This is a genomic window from Ornithinibacter aureus (assembly GCF_009858245.1).
GTDB classification, from domain to species: domain Bacteria; phylum Actinomycetota; class Actinomycetes; order Actinomycetales; family Dermatophilaceae; genus Fodinibacter; species Fodinibacter aureus.
The window spans coordinates 1639086-1663712 of the sequence record NZ_VMSB01000001.1 but is presented as its reverse complement, the minus strand read 5'-3'; the positions used below and the strand labels follow the sequence as shown (position 1 = coordinate 1663712).

At 71.6% G+C, this 24627-nt stretch carries 17 protein-coding genes; 15 read left to right on the top strand and 2 right to left on the bottom strand.

Going from position 1 to position 24627, the window contains the following annotated elements; genetic code table 11:
* Positions 1–66 precede the first annotated feature (66 nt).
* Positions 67–1221 (bottom strand): tyrosine-type recombinase/integrase, encoded by a 1155-nt coding sequence (locus tag C8E84_RS07845; RefSeq protein ID WP_211675444.1) that lies wholly within the window; start codon positions 1219–1221, stop codon positions 67–69.
* 331 nt (positions 1222–1552) lie between these two features.
* Between C8E84_RS07845 and C8E84_RS07840 the strand changes: the two genes are divergently transcribed.
* A complete protein-coding gene (locus tag C8E84_RS07840) occupies positions 1553–2785 on the top strand; it encodes an AI-2E family transporter (RefSeq protein ID WP_159901016.1) in 1233 nt (410 codons plus the stop codon).
* 12 nt (positions 2786–2797) lie between these two features.
* Positions 2798–3760 carry a hypothetical protein gene (locus tag C8E84_RS07835; RefSeq protein WP_159901014.1) on the top strand — a complete coding sequence of 321 codons (963 nt, stop codon included), beginning with the start codon at positions 2798–2800 and terminating at the stop codon, positions 3758–3760.
* 30 nt (positions 3761–3790) lie between these two features.
* Here C8E84_RS07835 and C8E84_RS07830 read toward each other — a convergent pair whose 3' ends face one another.
* Complete coding sequence (locus tag C8E84_RS07830; RefSeq protein WP_159901012.1) at positions 3791–4768, bottom strand: YihY/virulence factor BrkB family protein; 978 nt, start codon at positions 4766–4768, stop codon at positions 3791–3793.
* A 696-nt stretch (positions 4769–5464) separates the two neighbouring features.
* Here C8E84_RS07830 and C8E84_RS07825 point away from each other — a divergent pair.
* The 13 genes from C8E84_RS07825 (at position 5465) to C8E84_RS07765 (ending at position 24617) form a co-directional block, all read left to right on the top strand.
* Positions 5465–11002 carry an ATP-binding protein gene (locus C8E84_RS07825; RefSeq protein ID WP_159901010.1) on the top strand — a complete coding sequence of 1846 codons (5538 nt, stop codon included), beginning with the start codon at positions 5465–5467 and terminating at the stop codon, positions 11000–11002.
* A 152-nt stretch (positions 11003–11154) separates the two neighbouring features.
* Positions 11155–11895 (top strand): nucleotidyltransferase family protein, encoded by a 741-nt coding sequence (locus C8E84_RS07820; protein ID WP_159901008.1) that lies wholly within the window; start codon positions 11155–11157, stop codon positions 11893–11895.
* Positions 11896–12022: 127 nt separating this feature from the next.
* Positions 12023–12394 (top strand): YidH family protein, encoded by a 372-nt coding sequence (locus C8E84_RS07815; RefSeq protein ID WP_159901006.1) that lies wholly within the window; start codon positions 12023–12025, stop codon positions 12392–12394.
* Positions 12395–12456: 62 nt separating this feature from the next.
* Positions 12457–12780, top strand: a complete 324-nt coding sequence (locus C8E84_RS07810) for a DUF202 domain-containing protein (protein WP_159901004.1) — start codon at positions 12457–12459, stop codon at positions 12778–12780.
* A 121-nt stretch (positions 12781–12901) separates the two neighbouring features.
* Positions 12902–13792: an AAA family ATPase gene (locus C8E84_RS07805; RefSeq protein ID WP_159901002.1), complete on the top strand. Its 891-nt coding sequence runs from the start codon at positions 12902–12904 to the stop codon at positions 13790–13792.
* The gene (locus C8E84_RS07800; RefSeq protein ID WP_159901000.1) at positions 13789–15021 is read left to right on the top strand and encodes a vWA domain-containing protein; all 1233 of its coding nucleotides are present in this window, start codon (positions 13789–13791) and stop codon (positions 15019–15021) included. The genes C8E84_RS07805 and C8E84_RS07800 overlap by 4 nt, the downstream gene beginning before the upstream one ends.
* A complete protein-coding gene (locus C8E84_RS07795; RefSeq protein WP_170296271.1) occupies positions 15014–16210 on the top strand; it encodes an XdhC family protein in 1197 nt (398 codons plus the stop codon). Before C8E84_RS07800 ends, C8E84_RS07795 begins: the two co-directional genes overlap by 8 nt.
* Positions 16211–16319: 109 nt before the next feature.
* Positions 16320–16847: a (2Fe-2S)-binding protein gene (locus C8E84_RS07790; protein WP_159900998.1), complete on the top strand. Its 528-nt coding sequence runs from the start codon at positions 16320–16322 to the stop codon at positions 16845–16847.
* Positions 16847–19324 (top strand): xanthine dehydrogenase family protein molybdopterin-binding subunit, encoded by a 2478-nt coding sequence (locus tag C8E84_RS07785; protein WP_159900996.1) that lies wholly within the window; start codon positions 16847–16849, stop codon positions 19322–19324. The genes C8E84_RS07790 and C8E84_RS07785 overlap by 1 nt, the downstream gene beginning before the upstream one ends.
* Positions 19321–20169, top strand: coding sequence for an FAD binding domain-containing protein (locus C8E84_RS07780; RefSeq protein ID WP_159900994.1), 849 nt, complete (start codon positions 19321–19323; stop codon positions 20167–20169). The genes C8E84_RS07785 and C8E84_RS07780 overlap by 4 nt, the downstream gene beginning before the upstream one ends.
* A 7-nt stretch (positions 20170–20176) precedes the next feature.
* Positions 20177–20983 (top strand): SRPBCC family protein, encoded by an 807-nt coding sequence (locus tag C8E84_RS07775; protein ID WP_159900992.1) that lies wholly within the window; start codon positions 20177–20179, stop codon positions 20981–20983.
* 173 nt (positions 20984–21156) lie between these two features.
* On the top strand, positions 21157–21936 hold the full coding sequence (locus C8E84_RS07770; RefSeq protein ID WP_159900990.1) for a response regulator transcription factor: 780 nt from the start codon (positions 21157–21159) through the stop codon (positions 21934–21936).
* Entirely contained in the window at positions 21933–24617 is a 2685-nt protein-coding gene (locus C8E84_RS07765) for a DUF4153 domain-containing protein (protein ID WP_159900988.1), read from the top strand. Before C8E84_RS07770 ends, C8E84_RS07765 begins: the two co-directional genes overlap by 4 nt.
* Positions 24618–24627 lie beyond the last annotated feature (10 nt).

The window sequence follows — 24627 nt, the reverse complement described above, 5'->3', positions numbered from 1 at the left end:
GGACAGTAAGGCGATTCCCGATCGTGACAGGATGGAGATCGTCACGCGAGGCGCAGCGGGCCTGGGTTAGGTGCAGTCCGATGGTCTCGCCTGCACGTGTTCCCGGTAGCGCTTCGACATGCGTTGGGCTATCTCGCGGTCGCGCTCCGCTGCGGCGTGCTGGTAACGCATCGCCGCTGCGGGAGTGGTGTGGCCGAGGCGGTGCATCAACTCCGCCAACGTTGCACCTGACTGAGCCGCGAGGACAGCGCCGGTATGGCGGAGGTCGTGAAAGCGAAGGTCAGGTCGTCCGGCGGCCTCACGGGCTGGGTAGTACCAGCGACCGATAGCGGACGTCCGCAGGTGCTCACCACGTGCTGAGGGAAACATCAGCCCCTGACCTCCTTGTTGGGCATGTCGAAGGAGGTGTTCGCGAACCATCGGCACGAGATGTTCTGGAATAGCGACGTCGCGCTTACCCGCCTGGGTCTTGGGGTCCTTGACCACGGTGCGGCCCGGGACGAAACCGACGCCTCGCCGCACTCTCAGGACCCACTGCGTGGTGTCCACGTCGCTGCGGCGCAGCTCGGACAGCTCACCCTTGCGCAGGGCGCACCACGCCGCGAGAAGCACCATGAGCCGGTACCGCTCAGGGGTCGCCTCGGCAAGGGCCTCGAGTTCGTCAAGGGACGCGGGTTGAGTCGTACCCGTGCGTTTGACGTTGCTTGCGCCGCGGATGTGCACCGGGTTGCGATCGATCAGTTCGTCATCCAAGGCCATGTTGAGGATGTTGCGAAGAAGGTCGTAGGCGTGCTTCCGGGCGTGCGGCCTGCCGGCTCCGACGCGTCGATACCAGGTGGCGACGAGCGCTCGGTCAATCTCCGATAGCGGGACGTCGGCGAACGTTGGAAGAAGGTGATGCTTGAGCAGCTGTGCGTAGGTATTCCGTGTGCTCGCCGCGAGGTCCCGATGCGCGAGCCAGTCCTCTGAGTACGGTCCGAAGGTGAAGCGCCGCAGCCGGGCACGACGGTCGTACTCCTGCTCCAGCCGCACCTTCGGAGCCCGCCAGTTCGCCGGGTCTTCGCTCAGGTGCCGTTCGGCAGCGAGCCAAGCCTCGGCATCGATCTTGGCCGTGAACGTCTCCGGGGCTGTGTGCGTCTGCAAGTCAGGACCGGTGTACCGCGCTTGGTAGCGACCTGAGCTCAGTCGGCGGATCGACCCGAAGGACCTCTTTCCCGGCATCCCGGACCCCCTCATTTCGTGCCAGATACGTGCCAGATGAACACCAAATCGTGCCAGATGCGTGCCAGATGAGAGGGTACTCGTGCCTCCTCTGTCACCATAAACGCGCAGGTCAGGGCAATTCTAGGGAAGATTTACGCTCGGCTGGGAGAATATTCGAATCCTTCACCTGCCACCCGTGCTGAAAGGGCCCGGACGACCCTGTCGTCCGGGCCTTTTCGCACCCGGCGCACCGCGCCCGAACCGACGTCTTGCGCTCCAGCCACCTGGTTGTCCACAGGCATCCGCGGCCGGCACGCGACCAGCGGGTCCACGACATAGATTGAGCGCCATGCACACCGAGGCCGCCACGGCCGCCCCCGCACCATCCCTCGCGCGCCGGGTCTGGCTCGTCGTCGGGGTCCTGGCGCTGACCGCCGCCCTGGTCTTCATGCTCTGGCGGGGCGCCTCGACGTTCTACTACGTGATCATGGCGTGGTTCGCGGCCCTGGCAATGGAGCCGGTGGTCTCGCGGCTGACGCAGCGAATGCACCGCGGCCTCGCCACGGGCCTCGTCATGCTGCTGGCCGGCGTCTTCCTCGTGATCTTCCTCGGCCTGTTCGGCAGCCTGTTCGTCGAGCAGCTGACGAGCTTCATCACCGCCCTGCCGGGGATGGCCGAGGACGCGCTGCGCTGGTTCAACTCGGTGTCGGGGTCGACGTTCACGTTCGAGACGATCCTCGACGAGATCGGCCTGAGCCCCACCGACCTCACCGCGTACGCCGACGACCTCGCGTTCGGGGTGCTCGGCCTCGTCGCCAAGGTGCTCTCGGGCTTCTTCGGCGTGTTCATCCTCGTGTTCTTCACGTTCTACATGTCCGCGGGGATGCCCACGCTGAGGGGCTGGATCGCCCGCCGTCTGCGGCCGCAGCTGCAGGTTCCGTTCCTCACGGCCTGGGACCTCACCGGCATCAAGGTCGGTGGCTACATCGCCGCACGCATCGTGCTCGCCTCGATCAACGCGGTGCTCAGCGGCGTCGTGTTCGCCCTCATCGGCCTGCCGTACTGGCTGCCCCTCGCCCTGTGGACCGGCCTGGTCGCCCAGTTCGTGCCCAACATCGGCACCTACATCGCCATCGCGCTCCCGGTGCTCGTCGGGCTGACGTCGGGCGACCCGATGGTGGGGGTCTGGGTGCTGGCGTGGGGCGTCGGGTACCAGCAGGTCGAGAACCTCGCCATCGAGCCGCGCATCTCCTCGCGCGCCGTCAACCTCCATCCGGCCGTGTCGTTCGGCTCGGCCCTGCTCGGCGCCCAGCTGTTCGGGCTGTCGGGCGCGCTGCTCGGGGTGCCCGTCGCCGCCACCGTCATGGCGATGCTCGAGATCTACCAACGCCGCTACGAGCTGAGCCCGCAGACCGAGGAGATCGTCGCCGCACACGTCGCGCCACGCGACAAGCCGCGTGATGCCGAGGGAGGTACCGGTGAGAACGGCGTACTGGATGCCGTCCCACCGCCCCTCGCTGGCTTGGCGCCCCCCGTCGCGGCCGAGGATTCCCATCCGCCGGACGAAACCCGCGCCGACTGAGAAGATCGCGCCATGGGCACTCGTTCCCGCCGCATGCTCGCCATCGCCCTGCTCGTCCTCGCCGGGGTGCTCGTTCCCGTGGTGGTGGTCGCGACCTGGACGGCCCGCACGGTGACCGACACCGACGCGTTCGTGTCCCGGGTCGCACCGGTGGCGTCGGAGCCCGAGGTGCAGGCGTTGGTCTCCCAGCAGCTCGCCGACCAGGTGACGGGTGCCGTGATCGATGACCGGGTGGCACCGAGGGTGGGGGAAGCCATCGACGAGCTGGCGGCGCCGGAACTCGTCAAGGGCCTGCTGCGTGACGTCGCGGCCTCGCTCGGAGGTGCCGTGGAGGCCCGGGTGCAGAAGGTCGCCGACACGATCGTGACCTCGCCCGAGTTCCGGTCGGCGTTCGACACCGCGCTCGACGAGGCGCATGCCGAGCTGGTGGCGACCCTCGAGGGGGATGCGCCGCAGGGCACCGTCATCACCGAGGGCACAACGGTGAGCATCAGCCTGGCCACGATCGCTGGAGCCGTGCGGGCCGAGCTCGTGAACTCCGGGTACACCTTCGTCGACCGGCTTCCGCAGCTGGAGGCCACCGTGCCGATCGGCACCGTCGAGCAGCTCGAGAAGTGGCAGGGCTACTACAGCCTGCTCAAGGTCATGGTGTGGCTCGGGCCGCTGCTCGTCGTCGTGCTGCTCGGCACCGGCGCGTGGCTGTTGCGCGACGCCGCAATGTCAGCCCTGTGGTTCGCCGGGTCCGCCTTCCTGGCTCTGATCGCCGTCACGGTCGGCGTGCGCGCAGTCGTCGGGTCAGCGACCTCCGACATCGCCGACCCCTTGGCGGCCGATGCGGCCCGGGCGATCGTGGCCACCCTGACGGCCACCCTCGTGCGCAATGCGACCGTCGTCGGGCTCCTGCTCGTCATCACGCTCGCCGCGGCGTCCTACGTCGCGGCCCGGCGCCGCCTCACCCCCACGCCAGCTTCCTGAGAGGCCAGGCCAGGCCAGCGGCAGGAAAGGTCAGGCCTGCGGGTCGGGTTGCTCGAACAGCGGCTGAACGAGCGGGTCCTCACGCGGCGTGAACCACCCGGCGGCCCGGGCGATCTGGGCGCCGGCCACGCCCACCAGGACGATGAGGCCACTGAAGGCCAGCAGCCAGGTGACGAGTGCGAGGGCCACGCCGATGACGCCGTAGCGCGCGGCATCCCGTTCGAAGATGCCGGGCAGCACGGTGACCGTCCAGATGGCGATGGCGGTGCTGCCGACACCGCCGACGAGCGCGCCCGGCCACAGCCGTGCGACCGACAGGCGCCCGTGGGTCAGGGCCCGCCCGATCGCGATCCAGAACGCGGTCGCCACCACCGTGCGGACCAGCCCTTCGAGGAACCCTTGAGCGGCCGACGTGCTGACCCACTCCACCGCGATCACCGCCAGGGTCACCTGCATCACGATGAGCAGCACCACGCCGAGCAGGCCGCTCAGCTGGCCCTTCCACCCGACCTTCGGCAGCTCCCAGGGCCCTTCTATGCTGCGGCGCAGGGTGCGGGTGAAGCTGTTCACCGAGAAGAACAACAGCGCCAGGCTGAGACCGGATGCCGTGCTGACCTCCGCGCTGCCCTCCGGTCTCGAGAACAACAGCGTCACGGTGTCGGCGGTGACGCCCGTGAGCCCCAGCCGGGTGCTGAGGGCCGTGGCGAGTGCCCGCCCGTCGCTCTGCGAGAGCCAGCTCGAGCTGATGATGAGCAGCGGGATGACGGCCAGGAACGACTGCCCCGCCATGCCGAAGACGCGGTCGCGCACGTCCACCGCGAGCAGCTGGCGCACGATGCGCAAGGTGGTGCCCGGGACGGGGTTGCGGTCGGCCCAGGCGACGAGCGGGGCCAGCCGGGCAGCGGTCCGGGCGGCAGTGGTGCTGGGCGCGGCGGTACCGGTGGACGAGCCGGTGGCGGACACGTCGGAGGGCCGGTCGTCGGACGGCTCGGTCTTCCGGTCCTTCACGACAGGGTGACTCAGCAGGTAGGGGCTCGAGCGTGACCGAGCTCCACTCGGCGACCTCGACACCCTCGTGCTGGCTGTACCCGAGGCGGGTCGGGTCCTGCTCGAGGGCGCTCGAGTCGTCAGACGCCGCAAGCTCGAGCTGGATCATCTCCCAGTGGCTCTCGTGGTTGTTGTCGGAGTCGTTGAACGGGAAGTACGTCCTGTACTGCAGCGCCAGACCCTCGCGGTCCGGCTCGGATCCGACCCGGGAGTCGTCGCCGGCCCGGTGAGCGGCTCACCGGGCCCGCACTCACTCACCAGCTCCACGAGGCGCACCACGGTGGCGTACCTCCGGGCCAGCGCCAGCTCGTCGGCCGGTTTCGCGGATGCGCTCGCGGCTGCGGGGGACGCCGGGGTGCAGCAGAAGAGTGCCACGAGCGCGACGGCAACGGCGGCGATGCGCGTCCGGCCACGATACGGCTCAACTTTCCAGCCAGATGCCACATCACTCACCTTGGCACCCCTTCGTTTCCGGTGCTGAGATGAACCTGCTGGGGCGAAGGTCACGCACAGCCGACGGGCGAGCTCGATCGCAGTCATGACGCGCGCAGTCTGTTCATTACTCGCGCGTCACGGCGCACAAGTGACAGGCTCGGACGGACAGCGGGACAGCCCCGCCGAGACGACGCGCACACCGGACCCCCGGGAGGACCACCGATGTTCCAGCGGATCGCCATCGTCAACCGCGGAGAGGCCGCGATGCGGCTCATCCACGCGGTACGCGACCTCAACGCGCAGTCCGGCCCGGGCGGCCACCGCATCGAGACGGTGGCCCTGCACACGACCGCCGAGCGGTCGGCGATGTTCGTGCGTGAGGCCGACGCGGCCTACGACCTCGGCCCGGCATCCGAGCGTCCCTACCTCGACCACGAGGTGCTCGAGCGGGCGCTGCGGGAGTCAGGTGCCGACGCGGCCTGGGTGGGCTGGGGCTTCGTCGCCGAGGACCCGGCCTTCGCCGAGGTCTGCGCCGCCGCCGGCGTGACGTTCATCGGCCCGAGCCCCGAGGCGATGCGCCGCCTCGGCGACAAGATCGGCTCCAAGCTCATCGCGGAGGAGGTCGGGGTCCCGGTCGCTCCGTGGAGCCGGGGCGGGGTCGACACCCTCGAGGACGCCATCGCCGCGGCCGGCCGGATCGGCTACCCGCTCATGCTCAAGGCGACCGCGGGCGGTGGGGGACGCGGCATCCGCATGGTGGCGACCGACGCCGACCTCGCCGACGCCTACGAGCGCACCCGCGACGAGGCGCAGCGCGCCTTCGGCTCGGGTGTGGTGTTCCTGGAGAAGCTCGTCACCGGCGCACGCCACGTCGAGGTGCAGGTCATCGCCGACGGCCAGGGCACGGCCTGGGCGATCGGGGTGCGCGACTGCTCGGTGCAGCGCCGCAACCAGAAGGTCATCGAGGAGTCCGCCTCGCCCGTGCTTGACGCCGAGCAGGCGCGCGAACTCAAGGATGCCGCGGAGCGGCTCGCGATCGCCGTGGACTACGCGGGCGCTGGCACCGTGGAGTTCCTCTACCACCCGGGTGAGCGCTTCTTCGCGTTCCTCGAGGTCAACACCCGCCTGCAGGTCGAGCACCCGATCACCGAGGTCGTGACGAGCACCGACCTCGTGCGGCTCCAGATCCACGTGGCGTCGGGCGGCCGCCTCGAGGGTGAGCGCCCGAGCGAGGTCGGGCACGCCGTCGAGGCCCGGCTCAACGCCGAGGACCCCGACCGCGACTTCGCCCCCGCGCCGGGGCGCATCGCCCACCTCGAACTGCCCGCCGGCCCCGGCATCCGGGTCGACACCGGTGTGGCCGAGGGCGATTCGATCCCCGCGGACTTCGACTCGATGATCGCGAAGATCATCGCCCACGGTCGTGACCGTGACGAGGCGCTGGCCCGGCTGCGTCGGGCGATGCGCGAGACGACCGTCGTCATCGAGGGTGGGGCGACGAACAAGTCGTTCATCCTCGACCTGCTCGACCAGCCCGAGGTCATCGACGGTTCGGCCGACACCGGGTGGATCGACCGGGTCCGCTCGCAGGGTCGGCTGGTCGCGAGCGAGCACTCGGGCGTGGCCCTCGTGGTCGCCGGCATCGAGGCCTACGAGGAGGCCGAGTCGGTCGAGCGCACCCGGCTGCTCGCCACCTCGCGCGGCGGGCGCCCCCAGGTGCAGCACGACGTCGGGCGAGCCGTCGACCTGAAGCTGCGTGGCACCGCCTACAAGGTCACCGTGTTCCGCACCGGCCCTTCCCGGTTCCGGGTCGCCGTGGCCGACCCGACGGGGAACACGGTCATCGTGGACGCCGATCTCGAGCGAGGCGGCCCGTACGCGAGCCGCATCGTCGTGGGTGGCCGTTCCCACCGACTCGTCACCGCCGCCCACGGCGCGGTGCAGCTCGTCGAGGTCGACGGTGTCACCCACCGGGTCAGCCGTGACGAAGGTGGCGTGATGCGTTCTCCCGCACCGGCCCTCGTCGTCGCCACCCCGGTCGCCGTCGGCGACGAGGTGGCTGCGGGTGCCCCCGTGCTCGTCCTCGAGTCGATGAAGATGGAGACCGTGCTGCCGGCGCCGTTCGCGGGCCGGGTCAAGGAACTGCTCGTCGCCGCGGGCAGTCAGGTCGAGACCGGCGCCGCCCTGGTGCGGCTCGAGCCGACGGGTGACCCCGCCGACGCGGGTGCAGCCGCCGAGGTCGACGCCCCCGACCTCGACCTGCCCGACCAGGTCACCGACCGCGAGCCCACCGAGCGGGCTGCCCGGGGCCGTGCCGACCTCGCGGCCATGCTCCTGGGCTACGACCTCGACCCCAGCCAGGAGCAGCGCACCCTCGCCGGCTACCTCGAGGCCCGCGACGAGATCGAGGCGTCGGGTGAGTCGCCGATCAACGACGAGGTCGCCCTGCTCGGGGTCTTCGCCGACTTCGCCGAGCTGAGCCGCAACCGACCCGTCGGGGAGGAGGCGCACCTGGAGAACCGGGTGCACAGCCCGCGCGAGCACTTCCACACCTACCTGCAGACACTGGATCCCGAGCGTGGCGCCTTGCCTGCTGACTTCGTCGGCCGACTCGAGCGGGTGCTCAGCCACTACGGGGTCGACTCCGCCTCGCGGGACGACGCCGCTGACCCCGCGGCCGCCGACGCCCTCGAGGGTGCGGTGTTCCGGGTGTTCCTGGCCCAGCAGCGCTCGGCACCCGAGGTCGCGATGGCCACCGCGATCCTCCAGCGCTGGCTGGGTGAGCCGGCGCCCGAGCCGCCCGCCGACGTCGCCGCCCGTGAGCTGCTCGACCGACTCGTGAGCGCCACCCAGCTGCGCTTCCCGATCGTCGGTGACCTCGCCCGCAGCGTCCGCTTCCGCTGGTTCGACCAGCCGCTCGTGGATGCCGACCGGGCCTCCGTGCTCGGCTCGGTCGGCGACGAGCTCGCCGAGATCGACGCCCTGCCCGACGGGCCCGAGCGCACCGCCCGCATCGACACCCTCGCCGCGATCCCCGAGCGGATCGTGCGGTTCCTCGCCGAGCGGCTGCGCACCGGCATCCAGTCTCGTGAGCCGATGCTCGCCGTCCTCGTCAAGCGGCACTACCGCGAGTACGACCTCGTCGACCTGCGCGAGGAGACCATCGACGGTCGCGGCGTCGCCAGCGCGAACTACGTTCTCGACAACCGCGTCTCGCACCTCATCACGACGACCGGCACCGTCGACGAGCTCACCGACGGCAGTCCCCTGTCGACCCTGCTGAGTGGCCTGGTCGCCCAGCGCCCGGTCGGCCACCAGGGCGTCGTCGACCTCTACGTGCACTGGGGCGACCTGCCCGCCGACAAGGAGGCCGCCTCGGCAGCCCTGGCGGAGAAGATCGCCCGGATGCCGTTCGCGGCCCAGGTGCGGCGCGTCGCCGTGGGCGTGGTCCCCGACGACGAGCGCGAGGTCGGTTACTTCACGTTCCGGCCCCAGAGTGACGGCACCTTGGTCGAGGACCGGCCGGTGCGTGACGTGCACCCCATGGTGGGTCGTCGACTCAACCTGTGGCGGCTGCGCGACTTCGACCTCACCCGCCTGGACGCCCCCGAGGACGTCCTGCTCCTACACGCGGTCGCGACGGGCAACCCGCAGGACCAGCGGCTCGTGGCCCTGGCCCAGGTGCGCCAGCTCGTGGTCGTGCGCGACGCCGACGGCAAGGTCACCGGCCTGCCGCACATCGAGCGGGCGCTCGCGAACTGCCTCGAGGCGATCCGCCGGGCCCGGGCCACCCTGGGCGCCGGGGCGCGGCTGGACACCAACCACGTGTGGCTGCACGTCTGGCCCCCCGTCGAGGCCGACCTCGACCAGCTGACGGCGCTCCAGGGCAAGGTCGCGCCGATGACCGCAGGTGCGGGCATCGAGGAGGTGCGCGTCGAGGGCGCCATCCCCGCCGACGACGGCACCACCGTGCCGATCTGTGCCCGCTTCGCGTACCAGCCCGGGTCAGGGGTGACCTTCACCGTCGACCAGCCCCCGACCACGCGCGTCGCACCGCTGGACGAGTACGCCGAGAAGGTCGTGCGGGCCCGGCGCCGCGGGCTGGTCTACCCCTACGAGCTCGTCTCGATGGTGGCCGGCTCCGGTGGGTCGGTGCAGGAGCTCGACCTCGACGAGAGCGGTCGGCTCGTGCCGGTCGAGCGGCCCTACGGCGAGAACACCGCGGGAATCATCTGCGGCCTCGTGACCACCCCGACGCCCCTGCACCCCGAGGGCGTGAGCCGGGTGCTGCTCTGCGGCGACCCGCTGCGGGCTCTCGGTGCCGTCGCGGAGCCCGAGTGCGCCCGGGTTATCGCGGCGCTGGACCTCGCGCAGGAACGCGGCCTGCCGGTCGAGTGGTTCGCCCTCTCGGCCGGGGCACGCATCTCGATGGACTCGGGCACCGAGAACATGGACTGGGTCGCCAAGGCCCTCAAGCGGATCATCGAGTTCACCCAGGCCGGGCACGAGATCAACGTCGTGGTCGCCGGGATCAACGTGGGCGCCCAGCCGTACTGGAACGCCGAGGCCACGATGCTCATGCACACCAAGGGCATCCTCGTCATGACTCCCGACTCGGCGATGGTCCTCACCGGAAAGCAGTCGCTCGACTTCTCCGGTGGTGTCTCGGCCGAGGACAACTTCGGCATCGGCGGCTACGACCGTGTCATGGGGCCCAACGGCCAGGCTCAGTACTGGGCCAAGGACCTCGTCGACGCCTACGGCATCCTGCTCGCGCACTACGAGAACACCTGGGTCGCACCCGGTGAGCGGGGACCAAGGCGTGCGCCGACGAGCGACCCGCACGACCGCGACGTCACGACCCACCCGCACACGCTCGCCGGCAGTGACTTCACGACGGTGGGCGACATCTTCTCGTCGGCGACCAACCCCGACCGCAAGAAGCCGTTCGACATCCGCACGCTGATGAGGGCCGTCGCCGACCAGGACCACGGGACGCTCGAGCGCTGGGCCGGGATGGCCGATGCCGAGACCGCGGTGGTGCTCGACGCGCGCATCGGCGGCATTCCGGTGCTGCTGCTCGGGATCGAGTCCAAGGCGGTGGCCCGGCGTGGGGTTCCGCCGACTGACGGGCCGGACGTCTACACGGCCGGCACGCTCTTCCCGCGCTCGTCGAAGAAGGCGGCCCGGGCGATCAACGCGGCGAGCGGCAACCGGCCCCTCGTCGTGCTGGCCAACCTGTCGGGCTTCGACGGCTCACCCGACTCGATGCGCGCCCTGCAGCTCGAGTACGGCGCCGAGATCGGCCGGGCGGTCGTGAACTTCGACGGCCCGATCGTCTTCGTCGTGGTGTCGCGCTACCACGGTGGTGCGTTCGTCGTCTTCTCCAAGGCGCTCAACCCGCGGATGACGGTGCTCGCGGTCGAGGGCTCGTTCGCGTCGGTGATCGGTGGGGCGCCGGCCGCAGCGGTGGTCTTCGCGCGCGACGTCGACAAGCGCACGGCATCCGACCCTCGGGTGGCTGACCTCGAGGCCCGGGTCGGCGCCGCCAGCGGGGCCGAACGGGCTGCGCTCGCGACCGAGCTGATCGCGGTGCGCACCGCGGTTCGCGCCGAGAAGCTCGGGCAGGTGGCGTCGGAGTTCGACCGGGTGCACGACATCCACCGGGCCGTGCAGGTCGGGTCGGTCGACGCGGTCATCTCGGCGTCGGAGATCCGCCCGAGGATCATCGCCGCCATCGAGGCCACCACCATCGCCTGACCTGCCACCGCCTGACCCCTGCACCTCCGGGCGGCCGGCGAACTTTTTCGCCCGATGCCACAAGGTTCACCTTCGCCCCACTTCCTAACCCCTGCGAAGGTGAACCTTCTGGTGCTGAGCTGTCGGGCAGCGGCCCGTGGCAGGCTGGGCGGGTGACCACCGTGGGGCTGCTGCTCGCCGCTGGGGCCGGCCGCCGGATGGGTGGCCCCAAGGCACTGCTGCGCCTGACCCCAGCGGGCCCGACCCTCATCGAGATCGCCGTCGAGCGGCTGTGGCAGGCCGGCTGCGACCGGGTCGTCGCCGTTGTGGGTGCCGGGGCATCACAGGCCTCGGATGCCGTGGCGCGCCTTCGCGTCGACGTCGTCACCGCGCCCGACTGGGACGAGGGCATGGGCGCATCGCTGCGGGCGGGGCTCGAGCACCTGCTTCAGGGCGGCGCCCGGCGGCCTGCCGTCGCGATGCCTCATGCAGCCCCGGCCGAGGCACTTGCAGCCCTCGCCGAGGCAGCTCCGACTCCGGCCGGTGCAGCGCCAGCCACTGCTGTTGCACCGGACCTTGCCCTGGTGACCCTCGTCGACCTGCCGGACGTCACCGCGCAGGTCATGGCCCGGGTCCTCGCCGCTGCGCAACCGCAGGGAGCAGCGGCACTGGTGCGGGCGGCATACGGCGGCGTGCCAGGCCACCCGGTGGCGATCGGGCGTGATCACTGGGATGCCGTGCGCGCCACCGCTCGTGGTGACCGGGGCGCCCGAGAGCACCTGCGCACCACCGCGCACGACCTCGTCGAGTGCGGCGACCTCGCCACCGGGGGCGACGTCGACACCGTCGCCGATCTGACAGGTCACCCGAACCACGGCAGCGAACCCAGCACTTCGGATCGCACGCAGCAATAGGTGCGCACGTCCTGAACTTCCGCGCACGTCCTGAGCTTCTGCGTGCAACCTGAACTTCTGCGTGCCGAGCGAACTGTCGCGAGCCGACCTCACCGGACCCCGACCGCGGGCGCGACATGATGGCACCGTGAGCGCACCAGAGCACCGCTGGCCCGGCAGCGTCTACGACCACGGCAGCGACCCCGATCCACGGTTCTCGCTGGCGAACGAGCGCACCTTCCTGGCCTGGATCCGCACGGCGCTCGCGCTCGTCGCCGGGGCCGCGGCGGTCGACGCACTCCCCCTCCCCATGCCGGATGCCGTGCAGCGCACCCTCGCTGCCGGCCTGGCCCTCGCCGCCCTGCTCACCTCCGTCGCCGCCTGGCGTGGGTGGGCAGGCACCGAGCGGGCCATGCGGCAGGGCAAACCACTGCCGTCGAACCCCGCGATGGCCGTCGTGCTCGTGGCCGTGGCGGTCACCGCCGTGATCCTCGGCGTCACGAGCGTGACCGGTGCCTGAGACCGATCGGACCACGTGGTCGGATCTGTCCCGGTGGTGGGCTCAGGGTGGTGTGGCCGCCCGTGGGTGACCCGGCCGCCCCGCTGGAGCGCACCACCCTGGCGTGGCGCCGCACCGGGCTGGCGCTGCTCATCGGAGCCCTGACGATCGGCCGCCTGACCCTTGACGCCCTGGGCCCGGCCGTCGTGGTTCCCACCGCGCTGGCAGCTGCCCTCGCCGGCTGGGTGATCATCGCGGCCCTGCGCACCCGTCGACTGGCCCGAGCCCACCCGGGCGAGCCGAGCTTCTCGGTGCTCACCGACGGCCGCCTGCCCGCTGTCGTCGCGGCCCTCGTCGGAGCACTGGCCCTCGGCGAGGTGCTCGCCGCCGTGGCCCACCTGCTCTGATGAGTTGCTCGCACTCCTCCCGCGAATGTGGGTGAAGATCGTCGTCCAGCCGACGATCTTCACCCACATTCGCAGCGGGGGAATGCTTCCGATCGGGCAGCGCGTCAGGGATGCTGACGCCATGGACCCCCGCACGACGTTCGACTCGGCAGCCGACCTCGACGGCGCGCTCGCGGCAACCGGCTACCTCAGCGACGAGGCCCTGGCCACGGTCACCTGGCTGGCGCTGCGCCTGGGCCGGCCGCTGCTCATGGAGGGCGAGCCCGGCACCGGCAAGACCGCCCTGGCCGAGGCCCTGGCCGACGCCATGGACCTGCCCCTCATCCGCCTCCAGTGCTACGAGGGCATCGACGCCACGCAGGCCCTCTACGACTGGGACTTCCCCCGCCAGATCCTCCACGTGCGCGCGCTCGAAGCTGTCGAGGACGGCCCCAGAGACGTCCGTGACGTCGAGGAAGGGCTGTTCGACGAGCGCTTCCTGCTCGCCCGCCCGGTCCTGCGAGCCCTGCGCGAGTCCCCGGCGGTGCTGCTCATCGACGAGATCGACCGGGCCGACGACGAGTTCGAGGCCTTCCTCCTCGAGGTGCTCTCGACGTGGCAGGTGACCATCCCCGAGCTCGGCACGGTCACGGCATCCGTACCGCCGGTCGTCATCCTCACTTCCAACCGCACCCGCGAGCTGCACGACGCCCTCAAGCGCCGCTGCCTGTACCACTGGCTCGAGCACCCCGGTATCGAGCGTGAGCTCGCGATCGTGCGCAGCCGCGCCCCAGAGGTGCCCGAGGCGCTCGCCGACCAGGTCGTGCGACTCGTCCACGGCATCCGCACCGACCGCGAGCTGCTGAAGCCCCCCGGCGTCGCCGAGACCCTCGACTGGGCGCGCGCGCTGAACGAGCTCGGCACGCGCGAACTCGACACGGCGACGGCGGCCGCCACCCTGGGCGTCGCGGTGAAGTACCGCGAGGACGCCGAACGCGTCCGTCGAGCCCTCGACATCATGCTCACCACATGACGTCGGATGCCGTCCGCGCCAGCTCGGATGCCGTCCGCCCGAGTTCGGATGCCGCCCGCCCCAGCGAGGGGGCCACCGCACCTTCCGAGGTGCCCAGCGCTGTCCCCAGATCGACCAATAGGTCACTGGAGGTACGCCCGCCCGAGGAGATCCTGCTCGGCTTCGCCCGGGCCTTGCGCGCGGCCGGCGTCGCAGTGACGGCCGACCGGGAACGCACCTTCCTCGAGGCGGTTGCCGCGCTCGGCCTCGAGCACCAGGTCGGCGTCTACCACGCCGGGCGGGCGACCCTGTGCGGGTCACCGGCCGACCTCGAGCGCTACGACCTCGTCTTCCACGCGTGGTTCAGCGGGCAACGTGCGGGCATGAAGAACCGGCCGCCGCTGCAGCAGGTGACCAGCCAGGCGGGGCTGAACGACTCCTCCGGCGCAGCCAACTCCGCCCAGGACGACCCCGACACCGCTGCCGCGCAGGCCAGTTCGACCGAGATCCTGCGCCACCGCGACGTCGCCACGCTCGACCGCCGGGACCGCGAAGAGCTCGTGCGGATGTTCGCCGCCCTGCGCCCCCGAGCCCCCCGGCGCCGCGCCCACCGCCACACGCAGGCCCGCCGCGGCCAGGTCGACGCCCGCCGCACGCTGCGCTCCACCCTGCGCCGGATGGGCGAGCCCGGCGAGATCAGCTGGCGCCGCCGTGCCGACCGGCCCCGGCGCGTCGTGCTGCTCATCGACGTCTCGGGCTCGATGAGCGCCTACGCCGACGCCCTCATCCGCCTCGCGCACACCTACTGCGCGGCTGGTGTGCCCACGGAGGTCTTCACCCTCGGCACCCGGCTCACCCACGTCACCCGCCCGCTGCACGAGCGGGACCCCGATCGAGCGATCGTCGCGGCCGGTCGGGCCGTCCCCGACTGGTCGGGCGGAACCCGCCTGGCCGAGGGGGTCAAGGTCTTCCTCGACCGGTGGGGGCGGCGCGGCATGGCGCGCGGCGCAGTCGTCGTCGTCTTCAGCGACGGCTGGGAGCGCGACCAGCCCGAGGCCCTCGGCGAGCAGGTGCGTCGGCTGCGGGCGGTGGCGCACCGGGTCGTCTGGGTCAACCCGCACCGGGGGCGGGCCGGGTATGAGCCGGTGCAGGGCGGCATCATTGCGGTCCTGCCCCACGTCGACGACTTCGTCGCGGGGCACTCGATGGCGGCGTTCCAGGAGCTGACGGAGGTGGTGGCGCGTGCGTGACGTGCTGAACGAGCTGATGGCGTGGTGGCACGCCGGGGATGCCGTGGGCGTCGGTACCGTCGTCGCGACCTTCCGCTCCGCGCCCCGCCCGGCGGGTGCGTCGATGCTCGTCGGGCCCGGTGGCGAGGCCGTGGGGTCGGTGTCCGGCGGGTGCGTCGAGGGTGCCGTCTACGAGCTCGGCCAGGAGGTCATGGCCTCGGGCGCGCCGGTGCTCCAGCGGTACGGGGTCTCCGACGACGACGCCTTCGCGGTCGGGCTGACCTGCGGCGGCATCCTCGACGTGTTCGTGGAGACGGTGTCGCAGGAGACCTTTCCCGAGCTCGGCTCCGTCGCCGCCGACGTCGAGGCCGGCCGCCCGGTGGCCGTCGCGACCGTCATCGACCACCCGGACCCTGCCTTCGTGGGCCGCCGCCTCGTCGTGCGCCCGGAGGGTGCCGCTGGCGAGGTGGCGGGTGAGGGGCACGAAGGTGAGGCTGGTTCGGATGCCGGTGGCACGGCATCCGCGGTCGTCGCCGGGTCGCTGGGCAGCGAGCGGGCCGACGCCGCCGTCACCGACGACGTGCGAGGGCTGCTCGCGGCGGGGCGCACGGAGACGCTGACGTACGGGCCCGACGGCGAGCGTCGGGGCGAGGGCATGCGGGTGTTCGTCGCGTCGTACGCACCGCGGCCGCGGATGCTCGTGTTCGGGGCCATCGACTTCGCCGCGGCCGTGGCGCACGTGGGGTCGTTCCTCGGGTACCGGGTGACGGTCTGCGACGCGCGGCCGGTGTTCGCCACGGCGTCGAGGTTCCCGGCCGCCGACGAGGTGGTCGTCGACTGGCCGCACCGCTACCTCGCCGCCGAGGTCGAGGCGGGGCGGATCGACCAGCGCACGGTGATCTGCGTGCTCACCCACGACCCCAAGTTCGACGTGCCGGTGCTCGAGGTGGCGCTGCGGCTGCCCGAGGTCGCGTACGTCGGGGCAATGGGGTCGCGACGTACCCACGAGGACCGGCTCGACCGGCTCCGCGAGGCGGGGCTCACGGAGGGTGAGCTGGCGCGGCTGAGCTCGCCCATCGGGCTCGACCTCGGGGCGCGCACCCCGGAGGAGACGGCCGTGTCGATCGCCGCCGAGATCGTGGCGCTCCAGTGGGGCGGGGGCGGCCAACGGCTTCAGGACATCGGGGGCTCGATCCACCACCACCTTTGACGGTCTGCAGCATCAATTCGTGCGGATATCGTCGAAGCCCTTGTGGTGGGGGCCACTTCAGGTGAGGATCACGAACACGTCACGATCGCCTGCCGAAGGAGAGTCAACGATGACTCGGATCACCGTCACCGTCGATGGAGTCCAGTGCTCCGACGATGTCGAACCGCGCACCCTGCTCGTCCACTACCTGCGAGAAGTGGTGGGAAAGGTCGGAACCGTCGTCGGGTGCGACACGAGCAACTGCGGCGCGTGCACCGTGCACCTCGACGGCCGCAGCGTGAAGTCGTGCAACGTCCTGGCCGTGCAGGCCGACGGGCACGAGGTGACGACCATCGAGGGCATCGCGCCCCACGGTGAGCTGCACCCCATGCAGCAGGCGTTCCACGAGAACCACGCGCTCCAGTGCGGGTACTGCACCCCGGGCATGATCATGCAGGCCATCGACGTGCTCACCGAGACGCCGAACCCGACCGAGGAGCAGATCCGCGTCGGCCTCGAGGGCAACCTGTGTCGCTGCACCGGCTACCACAACATCGTCAAGGCGGTGGCGGCCTGCGCGAGCAGCATGAACGAGCCGGCCGGCGCAGCCGTCGGAGCCGCCGCAGCCTCCGGAGCCAGCCAGGGGAGTGAGGCCTGATGACCGCTGTCGACGACCGCCCGGCATCCGAGGTCGGCACCGCCCGCAAGCGCAAGGAGGACGCGCGCCTCATCACCGGTCGCACGAAGTGGACCGACAACATCCAGCTGCCCGGGATGCTGCATCTCGCGATGGTGCGCAGCCCGTTCGCCCACGCGACGATCGACGGCATCGACACCAGCGCCGCCAAGGCCAGCCCGGGCGTCGTCGGGGTGTTCACCGGCGCCGACCTCGCCGACAGCCAGGGCGTGAACATCAACGCCTGGCCGATCGCCCCCGACCAAGTCACCCCGACCCACCTGCCGGTGGCCGTCGAGCGTGTCGCCTGCGCCGGTGAGATCGTCGCCGTCGTCGCAGCCCGCTCGGCCGCGGCCGCGCGCGACGCCGTCGAACTGGTCGACGTCGAGTGGGGGGAGCTGCCGGCGGTGCTCGACCTCAAGGAGGCCGCCGCCGACACCGTGCTCGCCCACCCCGACCTCGGCACGAACACGTCGGCCTTCTGGAAGCTGGACTCCGCCGAGCAGGGCACCGGCGGCGACGTCGACGATGCGATCGCCAAGGCACGCGTCGACGGCATCGTCATCGAGCGCGAGTACCGCCAGCAGCGCCTCGTGCCGGCCTTCATGGAGCCCCGCTCCACCGTCGTCGACCCCACCGGCGACCAGATGATCGTGTGGTCGGCGACCCAGGTGCCGCACATCCTGCGCTTCGCGATCGCCGCGACGACCGGCATCCCCGAGTCCAAGGTGCGCGTCATCGCACCCGACGTCGGCGGTGGCTTCGGCGGCAAGCTGCAGACCACGCCCGAGGAGTTCGCGACGATCGCCGTCGCCCGCAAGCTCGGCAAGCCGTGCAAGTTCACCGAGACCCGCTCCGAGACGATGGTCTCGGCGCACCACGGCCGCGACCAGTGGCAGAAGTTGACCCTGTCGGCCGAGAAGGACGGCACCGTCACCGGGCTCAAGGTCGAGCTGCTCGCCGACCTCGGCGCCTACGTCGCCATCGTCGGCGGTGGCGTGCCCGTGCTCGGCGCGTGGATGTTCAACGGCATCTACAAGTTCCCCGCCTACCAGTTCAACTGCCAGACGGTGCTGACGAACAAGACCTGGGTCGATGCCTACCGCGGCGCCGGGCGGCCCGAGGCCACCTACGCCATCGAGCGGCTCATGGACGAGCTCGCCGTCGAGGTCGGGGTCGACCCGATCGCCATCCGCGAGAAGAACTGGATCACCCACGACGAGTTCCCGTTCACCACTGTCGCGGGCATGACCTACGACTCGGGCAACTACGAGGCCGCCACCGCCAAGGCGCTCGAGCTCTTCGGCTACGACGAGCTGCGCGCCGAGCAGAAGGCGCGCCGCGAGTCCGGGGACCCCGTGCAGCTCGGCATCGGCGTCTCGACGTTCACCGAGATGTGCGGTCTGGCGCCCTCCCGGGTGCTCGGCTCGCTCAGCTACGGCGCCGGCGGCTGGGAGAGCGCCAGCATCCGGATGCTCGCCACCGGCACCGTCGAGGTCGTCTCCGGGGCCACCCCGCACGGTCAGGGCCACGAGACGGCGTGGAGCCAGATCGTCGCCGACCGGCTCGGCATCCCCTTCGAGAACGTCGAGGTGCTGCACGGCGACACCCAGATCGCGCCCAAGGGCCTGGACACCTACGGGTCGCGCTCGCTCGTCGTCGGTGGCGAGGCCATCGTGCGGGCCGCGGACAAGGTCATCGACAAGGCCCAGCCCATCGCGGCCCACCTGCTCGAGGCCAGCGTCGACGACCTCGAGTTCGCAGGTGGCCGGTTCACGGTGCGGGGAACCGACAAGGGCATCGGCATCACCGACGTGGCGCTTGCTACCTTCGCGGCGCACAACCTGCCCGACGGGGTCGAGCCCAGCCTCGACGCCGACGCCACCTACGACCCGATCGACTTCTCGTTCCCGCACGGTACCCACCTGTGCGCCATGGAGGTCGACACCGAGACCGGCGCCACGACGATGCGCACGTACGTGTGCGTCGACGACATCGGCACCATCGTCAACCCGCTGATCGTCGAGGGCCAGATGCACGGCGGCCTCGTCCAGGGCATCGCGCAGGCGCTGTTCGAGGGCGCCGAGTACGACGACCAGGGCACGTTGGTGTCCGGCTCGTTCGTCGACTACACGCTCCCGACCGCGGCCGACACGATCAACTACGTCAGCGAGCACACCACCTCACCGTCGACGACGAACACCCTCGGTACCAAGGGGGTCGGCGAGGCCGGCACCATCGCCTCGACGCCCGCGGTCGTCAACGCCGTCGTGGATGCCGTGCGCCACCTCGGCGTCTTCGACATCGACATGCCGTGTACCCCCCAACGGGTGTGGAAGGCCATCCAGTCGGCCGGGTCCTCTGGTGGCGGGGCGGCCGACGAGGCCCAGCCGCACTTCGCCGACGGTGCACCCAACCACGATCCAGCAGCAGGCGCGACGGACGGAGCAGGCCAGTGATCCCCGCAGCATTCGACTACGCCGCACCAACGACGATCGACGAGGCCCTGGCCGCCCTGGCCGAGGCCGGCGACGAGGCCAAGGTCCTCGGCGGTGGGCAGTCGCTCCTGCCGATCCTGCGCATGCGGCTCAACGCGCCCGAGCAGATCGTCGACCTCGGACGCATCGACGAGCTGCGCGGCATCCACGAGGACGGCGACCACGTCGTCATCGGCGCGATGACGACGTATGCCGACGTCATCGCGAGCCCGCTCCTGCGCACCCACGCGGCGCTGCTCGTGCAGGCCGTCGAGGAGGTCGCCGACCCGCAGATCCGGCGCCGGGGCACCATCGGCGGAGCCCTGGTACACGCAGACCCCGCGGGAGACGTCGGGGCGCCGGTCCTGGCACTCGACGCCGAGCTCGTCATCCGCGGCCAGGACGGCGAGCGCACCGTGCCGGTCAGCGAGTTCTTCCTCGACCTGTTCGAGACCGCCGTCGGTGAGGGTGAGCTGCTCACCAGCATCCGCATCCCCAAGCACACCGGCTGGGCCTCGCACTACGAGAAGTTCGTGCGCGTGTCCCACCAGTGGTCGATCGTCGGCGTCGCGGTGGCCCTGCGCGTCGAGGGTGGCTCGATCGCGCAGGCCCGGGTCGGCCTGACCAACATGGGCTCGACCCCGTTGCGGGCGCCCTCGGTCGAGGCCGCCCTCGTGGGCCGGTCGGCCGCAGACCTCGGTGACGCCTGCGACTCCGTCGCCGACGGAACGAGCCCGCCGAGCGACTTGAACGGTGATGCCGACTACCGGCGGCACCTCGCGCGGGTGCTCACCCGTCGCGCCGTGCTGACTGCGCTCGGAGGCTGACGCCCGCATGGAACTGACGCACGACTTCACCGTCCCCGCCCCGATCGACACGACCTGGGCGACCTTCATGGACCTGCACAAGGTCGGCAGCTGCTTCCCCGGCGCGGTCGTCACCGACGCCAGCGACGACGGTTTCGCCGGCACGGTGAAGGTCAAGCTCGGCCCGATCGCGCTCCAGTACGCCGGTGCCGGAACGTTCCTCGAGCGTGACGACGAGGGGTACCGGGCCGTCATCGAGGCCAAGGGCAAGGACAAGCGAGGCAACGGCACGGCCGGAGCCACCGTGACGATCCAGCTCGCGCCCTCGGGTGAGGGCACCCGGGTCGACGTCACGACCGACCTGTCGGTCACCGGCAAGCCGGCCCAGTTCGGGCGCGGGGTGATGCAGGACGTCTCCGACAAGCTGCTCGGCCAGTTCGTGGCATGTATCGAGCAGCAGTTCGCCGTGGCGGACGAGCCCGAGCCGCCGCCCGTGCCTCAGCCGGAGGGCGGGACGCCGGATGCCGGGCCGTCGGCTCCCAGCGCGGCCGCCGGTGAGGCGGGCAGCGCGGGTGGTGGCACGGCATCCAGAAGTGGCGCGGTCGGCCAGAGCGTTGGCACGGCATCCCCGGGTACGACAGGCGGGTTGGCCCCGGCTGCGTCCCGACCGGCCGGCGGCTCCACCCCGCGGTTGGCGCCTGTGCCGCAGGCGGACGACTCGATCGACCTCGGTGCGACCGTGCTGCCGGTGCTGCTGAAGACCTACGCCCCGCACGCCGTGGCGGGACTGATCGGGGTGCTCATCGGCTGGCTCATCGCCCGCCGCCGCACCTGACCTTTCCTGTCAGCGCCTGATCCGCCCGCACGCTTCCCTCCGGCGAATGTGGGTGAAGATCGTCGCCTGGGCGACGATCTTCACCCACATTCGGAGGGGGTAGGGGGCACCTTCACACGATCTCCACACGTCGCCCGCGCGGGCTCCAGCCGCACCTGCCTACTCTCGGGAGCATGACCCAGGGCCCCACCACTCCGCCGAGCGGATCATCAGCCGCAGCGAACGCCTCGGCCATCGCAGCAACGACGGCGAGCGCCAACGCCAGCACGACGGCATCCCACGTGCTCGTCGTCGAGGACGAGCCGGTGATCAACCAGGCCGTCACCGACCGGCTGGGCGCCGAGGGCTTCCACGTCACGCAGGCCTTCGACGGCCCCGGCGCCGTCGACGCCTTCACCACCAGCAGCCCCGACCTCGTCGTCCTCGACGTCATGCTGCCCGGGTTCGACGGGCTCGAGGTGTGTCGCCGCATCCAGGCCATCCGCCCCGTCCCGGTGCTCATGCTCACCGCCCGCACCGACGAGACCGACCTGCTCGTCGGCCTCGGGGTCGGCGCCGACGACTACGTGACCAAGCCGTTCTCGATGCGCGAGGTCGTCGCCCGGGTGCGCACCCTGTTGCGACGCGTCGAGCGGGCCGCCGAGCTCGCAGCCAGCCGCCCGGCCCACCTCGACGTGCAGGGCCTGCGCATCGACGTCGCCACTCGGCGCGTCACCGCCGGAGACGCCGAGGTCCACCTGACCCCGCTGGAGTTCGACCTGCTGTGCGCCCTGGCCGCCGAACCCGGGGTGGTCCGTTCCCGGGACGCCCTGATGCGCGAGGTCTGGGGCTGGGCCGACGCCTCGGGCACCCGCACCCTCGACAGCCACGTCAAGGCCCTGCGCGCCAAGATCGGCGCCGACCGCGTGCGCACCGTGCACGGCGTCGGGTACGCCCTCGAGGCCACACCGTGAACACCGCCCGCCCGCTCGACGGCATCACCTCGCTCAAGGTCAAGCTCGGCCTGCTCGTCGCCGTCAGCATCGTCGTGGCCGTCGTCGTCGAGCGGGTGGCGGATGCCGGTCAGGTGCCGTGGTGGATCAGCGTCCCCGTCACCGTGGTCGCCGCCCTCGCGGTCACCCAGTGGCTCGCGCGCGGCATGACCTCACCGCTGCGCGAGATGACGTCCGCCGCGGGGCGCATGGCGGGAGGCGACTACGGACAGCGTGTCACGGCATCCTCCTCCGACGAGGTCGGGGAGCTGGCGCGGGCCTTCAACGCCATGGCCGCGGATCTGGCCTCCGCAGACACCCAGCGCCGCCAGCTCGTGGCCACGGTGTCGCACGAGCTGCGCACCCCCCTCACCGCCCAGCGGGCCCTGCTCGAGAACCTCGTCGACGGGGTCGTCACCCCGGATGACCGGGCCCTGCGCGGCGCGCTGCAGCAGTCCGAGCGCCTCAGCACCCTCGTCGCGGACCTGCTCGACCTCTCGCGCATCGACGCCGGGGTCACCTCGCTGAACCTCACGCAGGGCAGGGTCGCCGACCTTCTCTCGGATGCCGTGGCCGAGGCGCGCGTCGGCGCTCGCAGCGCTCGGGTGCGGTACGAGGTCGCGCCAGCGGACCTCACGGTGAAGGCCGACCGGCCGCGACTGGCCCAGCTCGTCGCGAACCTGCTCGACAACGCCGTGCGCCACAGCCCGGCCGACGGTGAGGTCGTCGTCACCGCGCGACTGGTCGACGACTCCACGTGGTGCCTCGACGTGCGCGACGAGGGACCCGGCATCCCGCCCGACCGGCTCGAGCGGGTCTTCGACCGCTTCGGCTCCGGCGACGACTCCGGCGGCGGCACCGGCCTCGGCCTGGCGATCGCCCGATGGGTGTGCGACCTGCACGGCGGCGCCATCAGCGCGATCGCGCCCCAGCCCGGGCAGACCGGCGCGCTGCTGCGAGCCCAGCTGCCCGTCACACCACCCACCGACCGACCCACCCACCTGACCCAGGAGCGCACCATGAGCACGCTGACCCCAGATCGACCAACAGGCCAACCGGGCGACGCCACCCCGCCCGCGCAGACCACTCCCGGACAGGTCGTCCACGTCCCGGCCAACCCCTACGCCCCGAAGGGCCCGGGCGGCCCCGGCCCGCTCGGCAACCTCTGGCCCGAGCGACCGCTGCCCCCGCAGACCGTGCCGGTCCTCGCCGCCATCGCCATCGGCGCCTGGGCGGCGCTGACCTGGCCGGAGCGCAACGTCGGCCTGGCGGTGGCCCTGACCATGCTCGCCACCGGCGGCCTCATGTGGTGGGTGGCCCGCTTCCGTGCCCACCCGTGGACGCTGCTGTGCGCCGTGGTCGCTGGTGTGCTGGCCTCGGTCACCCTGCTGCGTGATGCCGGAGGGGTCATCGCCCTCAGCGTCTTCGTCGCCGTCATCGTCGCAGCGTCCGGGGTCAGCCGGGCCCGCACCCTGCTCGCGGTGCCGCTCAGCGTGATCGCGTGGCCGGCATCGGCGCTGCGTGGTCTGCCCCTGCTCGCCCGCACCATCTCGGCGACCGGCAGGGCCTCCACCCTGTGGCCGGTGCTGCGCACCCTCGGGTTCTCCCTCATCGCGCTGGCCCTGTTCGGTGGGCTCTTCGCCTCGGGGGATGCCGTGTTCGGTGCCTGGGCGCAGGCTCTGGTGCCGGACCTGCGCTGGGACACGATCATCGCCCGCACCTTCATCCTCGCCCTCGTGGCCGGGGTGGCGCTGACCGGCACCTATCTCGCCCTCAACCCCCCGAACATCGCGGATGCCGCGCTGCCGGCGACACCTCGCGCCCGCCACGCGTGGGAGTGGGCCGTGCCGGTCGGCGTCGTCGTCGCCCTGTTCGCCGGCTTCCTGATCGCCCAGGCCACCGCGATGTTCGGCGGGGTCGAGCACCTGCGGGCGACCACGGGCCTGACCTATGCGGAGTACGTCCACCAGGGTTTCGGGCAGCTCACGGTGGCGACGTTCCTCACGGTCGTCGTCGTCGCCCTGGCGATGCGGGTCGCACCGCTCGCGAGCTCACGCGACCGGTTGCTGCTGCGGGTCCTGCTCGGCGCGCTCTGCCTGCTCACCCTGGCCGTCGTCGCCAGCGCCCTGTACCGGATGTCGCTCTACCAGGAGGCCTACGGCTACACGGTGCTGCGGGTCTTCGTCGACGGCTTCGAGCTGTGGCTCGGGCTGGTCATCGTGATGCTGCTGGTCGCCGGAGTGCGGCTGCGCGGCGCGTGGGTGCCGCGGGCCGTGCTCGGGTCGGCGGCCGCGTTCGTGCTCGTCTTCGTCGGCCTGAACCCCGACGCCTTCGTGGCTTCGCACAACATCGACCGCTTCGAGGCCGGGCGTGAGCTCGACACCGCCTACCTGGCGAGGTTGAGCGCCGACGCCACCCCGGTCATCGTGGAGCGCCTGCCCGCCGACGTCGCGTCCTGCATCCTGGACAGCCCCGGTGGCTACACCGTGGGTGGCAGGGAAGACGACGACGACCTGCTCGCCTGGAACCTCGGTCGGGCACGAGCCGCGGATGCGGTGGCCACCCTGGGCGCACCGACCCAGGTTCCCGACCCCACGGCATCCTGGCACCGTGGCGAGCTCTGCGCGGCACTGCTGCCGCCGGCGGCCGTCCCTGCCGGCTGACCCGCGGCAT